Raw genomic sequence first — 11,748 nt, 5'->3', positions numbered from 1 at the left:
ACTATTAAACTACGAATCAAATGAGCAAAAGCATCCTCGTCACAGGAGGTACAAAAGGAATAGGAAGAGCTATCATAGAACGCTTTGCGGAAGAAGGGTTTGATATCTTTACCTGCGCAAGAAATGGAGCTGAGTTGGCGGGTCTAAAGGCTTCTCTGAAAGAGAAGTATCGAACTATCGCAGTGAATGCAATTCAGGCAGATCTTTCTAAAAAGGCAGATGTCGCAAGGTTTGTGACTGAAATCAAGGCTGTGGGGATTCCGGATGTGCTGGTGAATAATACAGGTGTATTTATCCCGGGAGCTATTCATAATGAGCCGGAGGGGAATTTTGAGCTGATGATGGAGACAAATTTGTATTCTGCGTATTATCTAACCCGTGGGTTTGTCAAAGAAATGATTGAAAGGGCATCAGGACATATTTTCTCTATGGGCTCAGTGGCCGGACTTACTGCGTACCCCAACGGGGGGACCTATGCTGTCTCCAAATGGGCTATGCTGGGTATGACCAAGTGCCTTCGGGAAGAATTAAAACCGCATCAAATAAAAGTGACTTCCATACTTGCGGGAGCCACCTATACATCAAGCTGGGAAGGGGTAGATTTGCCTGTAGAAAGATTTATGAAAGCTGCAGATGTCGCAGAAAGTGTTTGGTCAGCTTATAACCTTTCGCCCCAGTCTGTTGTTGAAGAAATAGTAATCCGTCCTCAATTAGGAGATATATAAACCCCATGGATCCAATTATCAAATCATTAGATCAGCTGTATTGCGATAGCTTGACGAGTTATTCGAGGAGAAAAACTATCCCTGTAAAAATCGGGGATGTCATCGTAGGAGGTGACAATCCTATCGTGGTACAGTCCATGACCACCATCGATACGATGGATACTGAAGGCTCTATAGCGCAAAGTATCCGCATGATTGAAGCAGGCTGCGAACTGGTAAGAATCACTGCTCCTAGCATAAAGGAAGCGGAAAATCTTCAGCATATTAAAGATGGGCTTCGCAAAAGAGGCTATACTACACCGCTGGTAGCAGATATCCATTTTACTCCGAATGCAGCAGAAGTAGCAGCAAGAATTGTGGAAAAAGTACGTGTGAATCCGGGCAATTATGCGGACAAAAAGAAATTTGAAGTCATAGAATATACTGACGTAACCTATCAGGAAGAATTGGACCGTATCCGTGAGCGGTTTTTGCCGTTGGTGAAGATTTGTAAGGAAAACGGGACAGCCATGAGAATCGGGACTAATCACGGATCGCTTTCTGACCGGATCATGAGTAGGTACGGCGATACTCCGCTGGGAATGGTGGAGTCGGCACTGGAGTTTTTAAGGATCTGTGAGGACGAAAATTACTTCGATATCGTGATTTCTATGAAATCTTCCAATACGCAGGTCATGGTACAAGCGTATCGATTACTTGTGGAGAAATTGGATCAGGGAGGATTCAAGCCCTATCCATTACATCTTGGAGTAACTGAAGCGGGAGAAGCGGAAGACGGAAGGATCAAATCAGCTGTAGGGATTGGCACGCTGTTGGAAGATGGATTGGGAGATACGGTGCGGGTTTCGCTGACCGAAGATCCGGAGTTTGAGGCACCGGTCGCTAAGGCTTTGATTGAACGATATGCCAACCGCCCGGGACACATAGAAATCAGTCCTATCCAAGACTATCCTGTAAATCCTTACGAGCATTTCAAGCGGCATAGTTCTGAGATCTATAATTTCGGAGGACACAATGTGCCTAGGGTGATTACTGATATTTCAACGATTGAAAAAATAACGGAGAAGGAAATGAAATCAGTTGGTCATTTCTATTTGCCGGAACTGGACAAATGGAAAATGAATGATCAGGGTTGTGATTTTGTCTATTCAGGATCTAATTCAATTCCTTTTATGCTTCCTAATGGCATGAAAGAAATCCAGAATGCCGCTAGCTGGATTACCTGCTCAGATCAGCACAATAAATTTCCACTTTTCGATTTGGCAGGTTTTTCATCTGCCGGGAAGTTTCATCCGGAATTGAATTTTCTGGAAGTTTATGATACGCAAATTGAAGAAGCTATTACTTTGGCCTCAGAGAGGAATGATACGGTCTTGATTTTAAAGACTGAGAATAAGCATGCTATGCCTGCGCTGAGAAGAGCATTTGTGAGTTTGCTGAAAGTCAAGTCCGAGATTCCTGTGATCGTGAAAGTGAGCTATCCTGATCAGTCCCAGGATGAAACAATGCTCTATGCTGCGACGGATGTGGGAGGCTTACTGATTGATGGATTAGGGGATGGCATCTTTATTTCATTAGAGAAGGAAAAGGAACATACCCGCGAAGAAATTCTGGATCAGATCAAACTTCATAACTCTGTTGGGTTTGGCGTGCTTCAGGCAGCGCGGACAAGAATGTCAAAGACGGAATATATTTCCTGTCCTTCCTGCGGTAGAACGCTCTTTGATCTTCAGGAAACTACAGCAATGATCCGTAAGCGAACTGATCATTTGAAGGGTGTGAAAATCGGAATCATGGGCTGCATCGTAAATGGCCCCGGAGAGATGGCTGATGCGGATTATGGTTATGTAGGTTCGGGTAAAGGGAAGATTACGCTGTACAAGGGCAAGGAAGTAATGAAGCGATCTGTTCCTTCGGAAAAAGCAGTAGACAAACTCATAGAAATCATCAAAGAAGACGGCATGTGGAATGAGCAGGAAACTCTTTAACCAGAAAGTTATCCTGCTTCTCCTGAAGCAGGATTAACGAGACTAAGTAAACCAATAACCAATCCTATCTGTTTATCCAATAAAACCAAGCTATGTCCGAAAACAACAAAGTAAAAGGATTTTTCAATTTGGGTGAATTTGGAAGTTATTTCACCCGGGTGTTTCAAAAGCCTGATCCTAATCAAAAATCCAATATTAACCTACGCATGATGCATGGGATCAATAAGATTTCGATTGTAGTGTTTTTGTTGGCTTTGATATTTTGGATTGTAAAGCGATTAGCCTGATCTTTTTACTGCCGAGTATGAGCAGGCAAAGTTTTTTGCGGAGAGCACAGCTGTTGTTGTCGGATTTTAATCCAAGGATGGTTATAATTCTTGTTTTAGGTTAAGCTCTCTGGATTGATTTTCGATAAACCTTAATAAAGAAATGAAAAAGGGATCCGAATTAATCCGGATCCCTTTTACTAAGAACACGTTGTTTTTATCTTCTATCCAATGCGCCGCCGCCACTTTGCTGTGGTCCGAGGAATTGCTCCATCCTAAGCTTCAGCTCCTGGGCTTTTTCCTGATATCCCCTTTCTTCCAACAACGGAATGAAATAACGGATCATCTCAATAGATATCATCATCTCTCTGTCGTAATCTCTGTTTTCTCTGGTGTAAAACTCAATCATATCCAATGATTTCTTAGAGACTTTGTCGATGATATCCAACGCTTTTTCGTCTTCACCAACTTCAAAGAACAATGGAACCGATTGCCCGCTGGAGAGATCGTAAGGGATTGCCTCATTTGGCATTACCTCCAATCCGTAGTTGAGAAGTGTGGATGCTTTTTCAAGATCACCTTCATCTAGCAAAGCTATCACGATGCTATTCAGTGCACTACGGTGATTTGAGGCAAATCTTCTGTATTCCTCGTCCAAATAGGCATCAGGATTATCCATGCCGCGGAAAGCAAATTTGGTCATGTAGTTTTCATACGCCAAATCAGCATTTACAAGCTCTTCCCGAACATAGTCAGGCCTTCTTACAGGAAGCAGCCGGTAAGTTAAACCTTCCATTACTACATGATCCTGTATGTTGATTCCAATGGTCGCAAGAGAGGTATTATTGAAGTAAATCGGTCTGTCCCAATTATTGGAAGCGATCAAATCAATCAGCATTAAAGTTCCTTTGGTGACATAATTCCCTTTCACCTGAAGGTTCATTTGTGGAGCAAAAAGTGGAGCGAATTCTTCAGGAATGATATCTTTATTGGCAACGGCGGAGCTGTCAACTTCCAATATCAAGTTTCTGGAAGGAACCATGTTGGCAACTGACTTACCGCCGGTTTCCATTTTCAGAAGATCAGATCCTGAGTTCAGCAGTTTCAGATATTCCTTCACGGAGATTGCATTCATGCCTTCTCTTTCCATTACATAGAGCACATCGTTTGTCCCTTTTTGATAGCGATTTGCGTCTAGGCTGAATGGCAAAGCTTCTGATTCATTGACAGGTCTGGTCATTTGATTCACATACCAATCCGTGTCAAAGTAACTCAAGACAATCACTCTGACGTCCGTACGGAAGTTTTCCACTTCCTGTACATACCAAAGCGGGAAAGTATCATTATCTCCACCCGTGAACAAGATGGCATTTGGTGCGCAGGAGGCTAGGAAATTTCTGGCAGAATCCACTGAGAAATATCTTCCTTTTCTGTTATGGTCATTCCAGTTTTGTCCAGCCATCAGCCCTGCAACAGGAAGCGTAAGTAGCGTTGCAATAATCCCGGCTGCAGCAAGATTTTTGGTAGCTCTGCCTATCATATGGGCGATTGCCATCACACCGATGCCGACCCAGATCGCAAATGCATAGAAACTACCAACATAGATGTAATCTCTCTCCCGTGGCTCTACCGGGGGGGAATTCAGATAAAGTACCAGCACTACACCCATCATTAGGAATAGCATAAGGTTCACGTAGAAAGATTTTGGATCAACTTTGGCCTGAAAGAACAGTCCGATTATTCCCAGCAATAGCGGGAGCATGAGGTAATTATTGTGACCTTTGTTCTCGGTGATGTAATCAGGATAGTCTTTGAACGCATCCGTGATGCCTGTCCATGGCGCATCACTAAAATCGGATTCCCGGCCGGAGAAATTCCACATAAAGTAACGCCAGTACATGTGCCCCAACTGATGTGAAAACATAAAATAGATGTTGTCACCAAAGGAGGGATCCTGCCCTTCTCGCAGTCCCAGTTTTTGACGGTAAAGCCTCTTGTGACTTTCTTGGGTAGAATAAATTCTTGGCAGAATAGTCGTTTTGGTGGGATCGTAGGTGTTTACCAAAGAATAGTCCACAATCTCGTACTTGTCCTTGCCTTTCATATAGACAGGAGCTCCCTCTTCTTGAGACACCAATTGTGCGGTGAAATACTGCCCATGCATCAATGGTCTATAGCCATATTGCTCCCGCTTTAGATAGGACACGTAGCTGATAATATCCTTTGGTGCATTTTCGTTGATGATAGGATCCTGATTGGCACGCACTACTATCAGTGCATAGCTTGAGTATCCAATAAGGATAAAGATGAAAGAAAGCAATGCGGTGTTTAGAATTGCATTTCCCTTTTTTCGGGAATATTTATACGCATAGAATACGGCGGCAAAAAACAAGATCATGAATACCACGATCCCTGAGCCAAATGGTAAGCCTATGCTGTTGACAAAGAAAATCTCCATGGATCCTGCCAAGCTGGGAAGTCCGGGGATGATAAAATTGTTGATGATGATCAGTGCTACTCCACCTAGGAACATGGCAAAAAGAGCTCCTTTGAAATTTGGCTTGTCGTATTTTTTGAAATAATAGATCAATGCCAAAGCTGGTAAAGTCACCAAGTTCAACAAGTGAACGCCGATAGAAAGCCCAACCAAATAGGCGATGAAGATCATCCATTTATTTTCTTCACGTGGATCCTTGATCACATCCCACTTCAAGAATGCCCAAATCACAATCGCCGTGAAAAAGGAAGACATGGCATAAACTTCCGACTCTACAGCCGAGAACCAGAAACTGTCGGAGAATGTGTAAACCAACGAGCCTACAATTCCGGCGCCCATCAAGGTGATGGTTTCTCCTTTGCTTTCCTGAGCTTCTATTACGTTGAAAAGTTTTTTCCCAAATAAGGTGATCGACCAAAAAAGGAATAGGATTGTGAAGCCTGAGAAGAATGCACTTCCAATATTCATCCAATAGGCCACTTGCAAAGGATCTCCAAAAGCGAAGAAACTGAACATGCGATAGACCAGCAGAAAGAATGGTGCTCCGGGAGGGTGGGGTACTTGTAGCTTATATGCTACGGCTATAAACTCTCCCGGATCCCAGAAACTAGCAGTTTGTTCGACAGAAAGAATGTAAACTAGTGTAGCTACTGCAAAAACGACCCAACCGGTCAGATTGTTGATTTGCTTATAATTGAGCATTTAATAAGTGGAATTTGACTGGCGAAAATAAAAAAAATAAATGCCAATTAGGGCGATTTTAGGTATTTTAAAACATCAACCTACCCGCTGGTTCCTGTAGTGTGATAAAAATTACCGTGTTGAACTGATTTTGCTTCTACTTTTGTTGTGTCAAAAAATCAGAAATCATGCCTGCAAAAACTAAAACATTCCAAGAATTGATAGATGGGGACCAAGCGGTTTTGGTGGATTTCTTTGCCACTTGGTGCGGCCCGTGTAAAATGATGCAGCCAATTCTGGAAGATACCGCCAAACAGCTAGGGGATAAAGTGAAGATCCTAAAAGTCGACGTGGATAAAAATCAATTGGCCGCCGGCAAATTTCAAGTGCGTGGTGTTCCCACTTTGATTCTTTTCCGGAAAGGTAAAATTCTCTGGAGAGAGTCTGGCGTAGTTCCGACTCATCAATTAGTGAAAATACTCGCTAGCCATATCAAAGAACCTGTTTGAGTGCTATGTGACAAAAGTCATTCTACTCCAAAGGCTAATGTTCTACTTTTGAGTATCCTTTAGAATAAAAAATAACATACATATGAAAATCGAACAAATATACACAGGATGCCTAGCTCAGGGAGCCTATTACATTGAATCAGAGGGAGAGGCAGCGGTCATTGATCCGCTTAGGGAGGTCCAGCCTTACATTGAGAAAGCAGAGCGGAGAAATGCAAAAATCAAGTACGTGTTCGAAACGCATTTTCATGCGGACTTTGTCTCTGGTCATCAAGACTTGTCCGCAAAGACAGGCGCTTCGATTGTGTACGGCCCTACGACTATGAAGATGGGGTTTGATGCTATTGTGGCTGAGGATGGACAGGAATTCAAGATTGGTAAGGCCAAAGTAAAAGTACTTCACACTCCGGGGCATACGATGGAAAGCTCCTGTTATTTGCTTTTCAATGAAGAGGGAAAAGCTGAAGCAATCTTTACAGGAGATACCTTGTTTATCGGAGATGTGGGAAGACCTGATTTGGCACAGAAAGTAGTGGCAGAGTTAACTCAAGATAAGTTAGCGGGGCATTTGTATGATTCGCTTCGCAATAAAATCATGCCTTTGCCGGATGAGCTGATTGTCTATCCTGCTCACGGTGCCGGATCAGCCTGCGGCAAGAATATGAGTAAAGAGACCTCCGATACATTGGGAAATCAGAAGAAAACTAATTATGCCCTTCAGGAGATGACCAAAGAAGAATTTACCAAGAAGCTGATCACAGGATTAACTCCACCGCCTGCTTATTTTCCGCAGAATGTCATGATGAATATCGAAGGATATGACAGCATTGACACTGTGTTGGAAAGGGGCGTGAAGCCACTTATACCTAAGGAATTTGAGGCAGCAGCCAATGAAACAGGGGCTTTGATCTTGGATACCAGAGCACCGCAGGTTTTTGCCAAAGGATTTGTACCAAACTCTATTAATATTGGAATTGACGGAAGCTTTGCTGTTTGGGTAGGAGCGATGATCCCAGACTTGAAGCAGCCGATTCTTCTAGTAGCAGATGAGGGAAGGGAAGAGGAAGTGGTTACCAGACTAGCCAGGGTAGGGTATGATTATGCTATTGGCTATTTGAAAGGTGGATTTGAAGCATGGGAAAAATCAGGAGAGGAGATCGATCAGATCACTTCAATTTCTGCCGGAGAACTTGCGAAGATTAAGAAAGAAAATAATTCGGTGAATATTCTGGATGTGAGGAAGGAGTCCGAATACCAGTCTGAACATGTATTGAATGCTGAAAACGCACCGCTTGATTACATCAATGAAAGCATGCTGAAAATAGATAAGGATAAAACCTACTACGTGCACTGTGCAGGTGGCTACCGCTCCATGGTCTTCAATTCTATTCTGAGAGCCAGAGGCTATGACAATCTGATCGATGTCAAAGGAGGCTTCAAAGACCTGAAAGAGTCAGGGGAATTTGAGATTTCTGAATTCGTATGTCCCACTACATTATTATGAGTATCAGGTAGCTAGTATCAAGGTTTTAGATGCCTAGATACAAGACCCAAGAAACTAGATGGTAGAGCAAAGATTTTAGAGCGGTGGTCTTTGTTCACAGGCCACTTGCTCTGATTATCTAGCATTGGATTTCCGCTTTTATAAAGCGCAAAAGCATCACAGAATAAGCACAACTCTTGAATTGAGATGCTTTGGTCACCTGTCTTCGGTCTTCGAGCTGATCAAGCAAGGAAAATTAGGTTTCTATCCTCTATTTAAATCACTAACTGGGAAAATCACCCAAATACAATACTTATGAATCATCTTATTGACTGGATATCCCAGCCATGGCCGTGGTATGTGGCCGGTCCACTGATCGGCTTTACCGTTCCCGCGTTGCTGATTTTGGGAAACAAGAGTTTTGGGATTTCATCTTCTCTCCGACATGTCTGTGCGATGTGTATTCCGGCGAAAATTCCCTTTTTTCAATACAACTGGCGAAAAGAGACTTGGAATCTGGTATTTGTATCTGGAGTTTTAATCGGAGGTTTTATCGCGACCGAATTTATGTCAAATCCCGGGGAGATAGTCATTGCCACGCAGACACAAGCTGATTTGGCTGCTTTGGGAATAACGGACTTTTCCGGCTTGATGCCCTCGGATATTTTCTCTTGGGAAAATCTGTTCACTGCCAAGGGATTAATATTCTTTGTTTTAGGAGGGTTTCTGGTTGGCTTTGGAACTCGTTATGCAGGAGGTTGTACTTCGGGACATGCGATTATGGGTATCAGTTCCCTGCAATGGCCATCCTTGGTCGCTACAACTTTCTTTATGGTTGGTGGCTTTCTGATGACTCAGGTGTTCTTGGCTCCTTTAATGAAGTTGGTAGGATTTTAATCCCTAAGAAAATGGAAAAAGTAGAAAGAACTATACCTGAAGTAATTTGTGACGCACCCAATTCTCAGGAGACAGGGGAGCAGGGATGGGCTTTGATGAAGTATTTGATTCTCGGGATTTTGTTTGGGATTGTTTTTGTGAAAGCTGAAATTATCTCCTGGTTTAGAATCCAGGAAATGTTTCGATTGGATTCATTTCATATGTATGGGGTAATCGGTTCAGCGATAGTGACCGGGATTATCTCCATCCAATTGATCAAGCGATTCCGGATCAAATCCATAGCAGGAGAGGAAATTAAAATTCCTAAAAAGGAATTTCGAAAGGGGCAGATCATTGGGGGATTTATCTTCGGTCTGGGTTGGGCAATTACAGGGGCTTGCCCCGGACCGCTTTTCGCACAGATTGGGAGTGGCTTTACGGTTGTAATTGTGACTTTACTTTCAGCTATTGCCGGAACTTGGGTCTATGGTAAGTTCTCAGATAGACTCCCGAATTGAAGGGAAGAATTTGAAAATTGATTGGTGAAAGCCACTTTCTGAGAAGGAAGTGGTTTTTTTAGTCAAAAACTTTTTTGATAATAAAGCGCACGATAAAAATTGCGGTAACGATTACGGCTCCTGCTATGACCAGTTCCATGTTGCTTGGATAAGATGAGTTGGACTAAGGTAACTAGTTTTCAGAAGCAATGTTGTAGAGCCCGCATGATTTTGAGGGAATGTTCTGTACTTTTGTGAGCCTCTTAAATCTAGCTATTTCATGAATATACTTTCCAAAAGACGATTTGCCCTAGGGGCTTTTTTCTTTTTTGTAGGACTTTGCTTTGCTTCTTGGGCAGCAAGGATTCCCGATATTCAAGCCAAGTTTGATCTCTCAGAAGGGCAATTAGGAACTTTGTTGTTGTTTCTGCCAATGGGATCGGTCATTGGCTTGCCCATAGCAGGCTGGGCAGTACACCAGTACGGTAGCCGTAAAGTGATTATGTTGGGTAGCTTTGCTTATGCAACCACGCTTCCGTTGATTGGATTGGCACCAACGACCTGGCTGCTTATTCCCGTGCTTATTCTGTACGGAATGCTCGGGAATGTAATGAATATCTCACTTAATACGCAGGCACTTGATTTGGAGGATCAGATGGGGAAAAGCATTTTAGCTTCTTTCCATGGACTCTGGAGTTTGGCGGGGTTTTCAGGAGCAGGATTGGGGGCATTGATGATATTTCTAGGTGCTTCTCCCGCGCTGCATTATGCGGTAGTGATGCTGGTTTCTATTATTATCATACTTTCTGCCCAAAAATACATTTTCAAGGAAAAAGTACTTACTGAAGGTGGAGGATTGGTGATGAAGAAGCCTGATGCGCTTTTGCTTCGGATTAGCCTGATCGCTTTTCTAGGTATGATGGCTGAAGGCTGTATGTTTGATTGGAGTGGTGTTTATTTCAAAAAAGTCGTCCAATCAGACCCGTCTTTAATCGCTCTCGGTTATGTTGCCTTCATGGGAGCCATGGCTTCAGGGAGATTTATTACGGATAAGATAGCTGCGAGATTTACCAAAGTTGCGGTGATTCAGGTAAGCGGCGTTTTGATTTTCTCAGGATTGAGTTTAGCCGTATTATTCCCCACTGTGGCAGTATCAACAGCAGGTTTTCTATTGGTAGGACTTGGTGTAGCTTCCATTATTCCGCTCTCTTACAGTATAGCAGGACGGTCTAAATTGTATACTCCCAGTGTGGCTCTGGCCTTGGTTTCTACCATTTCATTCTTTGGATTTTTACTTGGCCCCCCTTTGATTGGATTTATTGCAGAATTATTTAATTTAAAATTCTCTTTTGCGCTAATCGCCATTGCGGGACTGGGAATTACCCTATTGTCAAGCGTAAGAAAAGCTGTATTTCTTATTCCAATTAAGCAATCACCTAACCGTGCTAAATGAGTTCAGAACTTGTTTTTCAGTTTCAAAAGGGTTTTGAGATCCGTTCTTACCAGGTAGATCCCGATGGGAAGCTGAGCTTGACGGCATTGTCTAATTTGTTTCAGGAAATAGCGTGGCGGCATGCTGATTCCGCCGATTTTGGCAGAAATCTACAAGAGCAGAATTTATCTTGGATTCTGGCCCGTATGGAAATCACTTGCAAGAATCTGCCTTCATGGGGAGATTCGATTTTGGTTTATACTGCCGGAAGAGGAGTGGATAAGCTTTTCGCTTTCCGTGAGTTTCTGGTGACCAATCCCGAAGGAGATCCTCTTGCCAGAGGGATGAGCTCTTGGGTTTTGATGAATGTGCAGCGCAAAAGAATATTAAGACCTGAAAATGCACTGCCCCCAGAATTGTTCGATCCTAATGAAAAACCAGAGTGGAACCCTAAAAAGATAATTCCTCGGGGGAAGCTAGTGAAAAGTGAAAAGCTCAAGGTAAGGTACTCGGATCTTGATCTGAACAACCATGTGAACAATACCAGTTATGTACGTTGGGTCGAAAATATTCTTCGGGAAAGTGGTTGCCATACCTTACCGTTTTTGATCAATTACCTAGCGGAATGTGTGCTGGGAGATGAGCTGGACATTCAGCTGTATAAGCATGCCGGTCATTTTATAGTAGAGGGCAAAGTAGAGGGTAAGCAGGTTTTTTTGGCAGAAGCCAAATAAGAAGTCCGGCATAGGGCGCATTTTTTTTTGGCAAGGTGATCTTGATCACGTTTTTAAGTG

At 43.0% G+C, this 11,748-nt stretch carries 10 protein-coding genes; 9 read left to right on the top strand and 1 reads right to left on the bottom strand.

Annotated elements, in window-relative coordinates:
• The first annotated feature begins 20 nt into the window (after positions 1 to 20).
• The 3 genes from ID165_RS18090 to ID165_RS18080 all read left to right on the top strand — a co-directional run bounded on the left by ID165_RS18090 (position 21) and on the right by ID165_RS18080 (position 3,000).
• Positions 21 to 725, top strand: coding sequence for an SDR family oxidoreductase (locus ID165_RS18090; RefSeq protein WP_192346688.1), 705 nt, complete (start codon positions 21 to 23; stop codon positions 723 to 725).
• A 5-nt stretch (positions 726 to 730) separates the two neighbouring features.
• On the top strand, positions 731 to 2,713 hold the full coding sequence (gene ispG / locus ID165_RS18085) for a (E)-4-hydroxy-3-methylbut-2-enyl-diphosphate synthase (RefSeq protein ID WP_192346686.1): 1,983 nt from the start codon (positions 731 to 733) through the stop codon (positions 2,711 to 2,713).
• Positions 2,714 to 2,805: 92 nt separating this feature from the next.
• Positions 2,806 to 3,000 (top strand): DUF6728 family protein, encoded by a 195-nt coding sequence (locus ID165_RS18080; protein WP_192346684.1) that lies wholly within the window; start codon positions 2,806 to 2,808, stop codon positions 2,998 to 3,000.
• Positions 3,001 to 3,196: 196 nt separating this feature from the next.
• Here the strand turns inward: ID165_RS18080 and ID165_RS18075 are convergent, their stop codons facing one another.
• Entirely contained in the window at positions 3,197 to 6,178 is a 2,982-nt protein-coding gene (locus tag ID165_RS18075; protein WP_192346682.1) for a DUF2723 domain-containing protein, read from the bottom strand.
• Positions 6,179 to 6,345: 167 nt separating this feature from the next.
• Between ID165_RS18075 and trxA the strand changes: the two genes are divergently transcribed.
• The 6 genes from trxA (at position 6,346) to ID165_RS18045 (ending at position 11,688) form a co-directional block, all read left to right on the top strand.
• Positions 6,346 to 6,666: a thioredoxin gene (gene trxA, locus ID165_RS18070; RefSeq protein WP_192346680.1), complete on the top strand. Its 321-nt coding sequence runs from the start codon at positions 6,346 to 6,348 to the stop codon at positions 6,664 to 6,666.
• 82 nt (positions 6,667 to 6,748) lie between these two features.
• Positions 6,749 to 8,170, top strand: a complete 1,422-nt coding sequence (locus ID165_RS18065; RefSeq protein ID WP_192346678.1) for a rhodanese-like domain-containing protein — start codon at positions 6,749 to 6,751, stop codon at positions 8,168 to 8,170.
• Between the two features lie 294 nt (positions 8,171 to 8,464).
• Positions 8,465 to 9,046: a YeeE/YedE family protein gene (locus ID165_RS18060; protein ID WP_192346676.1), complete on the top strand. Its 582-nt coding sequence runs from the start codon at positions 8,465 to 8,467 to the stop codon at positions 9,044 to 9,046.
• 11 nt (positions 9,047 to 9,057) lie between these two features.
• Entirely contained in the window at positions 9,058 to 9,543 is a 486-nt protein-coding gene (locus ID165_RS18055; RefSeq protein ID WP_192346674.1) for a DUF6691 family protein, read from the top strand.
• A gap of 259 nt (positions 9,544 to 9,802) precedes the next feature.
• Entirely contained in the window at positions 9,803 to 10,975 is a 1,173-nt protein-coding gene (locus ID165_RS18050; RefSeq protein WP_192346671.1) for an MFS transporter, read from the top strand.
• Entirely contained in the window at positions 10,972 to 11,688 is a 717-nt protein-coding gene (locus ID165_RS18045; RefSeq protein WP_192346669.1) for an acyl-[acyl-carrier-protein] thioesterase, read from the top strand. The genes ID165_RS18050 and ID165_RS18045 overlap by 4 nt, the downstream gene beginning before the upstream one ends.
• Positions 11,689 to 11,748: the final 60 nt, after the last annotated feature.

It is taken from the genome of Algoriphagus sp. Y33, from assembly GCF_014838715.1.
Classification (GTDB): domain Bacteria; phylum Bacteroidota; class Bacteroidia; order Cytophagales; family Cyclobacteriaceae; genus Algoriphagus.
Note: the sequence above shows the minus strand (reverse complement) of the source record. Positions and strands in the feature narration are given on the sequence as shown.

Bases quoted from the DNA above. Each gene is read 5' to 3' on its own strand.
- ispG (WP_192346686.1), top strand. From the start codon at position 731: ATGGATCCAATTATCAAATCATTAGATCAGCTGTATTGCGATAGCTTG.
- ID165_RS18045 (WP_192346669.1), top strand. From the start codon at position 10,972: ATGAGTTCAGAACTTGTTTTTCAGTTTCAAAAGGGTTTTGAGATCCGT.
- ID165_RS18060 (WP_192346676.1), top strand. From the start codon at position 8,465: ATGAATCATCTTATTGACTGGATATCCCAGCCATGGCCGTGGTATGTG.
- ID165_RS18050 (WP_192346671.1), top strand. From the start codon at position 9,803: ATGAATATACTTTCCAAAAGACGATTTGCCCTAGGGGCTTTTTTCTTT.
- ID165_RS18075 (WP_192346682.1), bottom strand. From the start codon at position 6,178: ATGCTCAATTATAAGCAAATCAACAATCTGACCGGTTGGGTCGTTTTT.
- ID165_RS18090 (WP_192346688.1), top strand. From the start codon at position 21: ATGAGCAAAAGCATCCTCGTCACAGGAGGTACAAAAGGAATAGGAAGA.
- ID165_RS18080 (WP_192346684.1), top strand. From the start codon at position 2,806: ATGTCCGAAAACAACAAAGTAAAAGGATTTTTCAATTTGGGTGAATTT.
- ID165_RS18065 (WP_192346678.1), top strand. From the start codon at position 6,749: ATGAAAATCGAACAAATATACACAGGATGCCTAGCTCAGGGAGCCTAT.
- ID165_RS18055 (WP_192346674.1), top strand. From the start codon at position 9,058: ATGGAAAAAGTAGAAAGAACTATACCTGAAGTAATTTGTGACGCACCC.
- trxA (WP_192346680.1), top strand. From the start codon at position 6,346: ATGCCTGCAAAAACTAAAACATTCCAAGAATTGATAGATGGGGACCAA.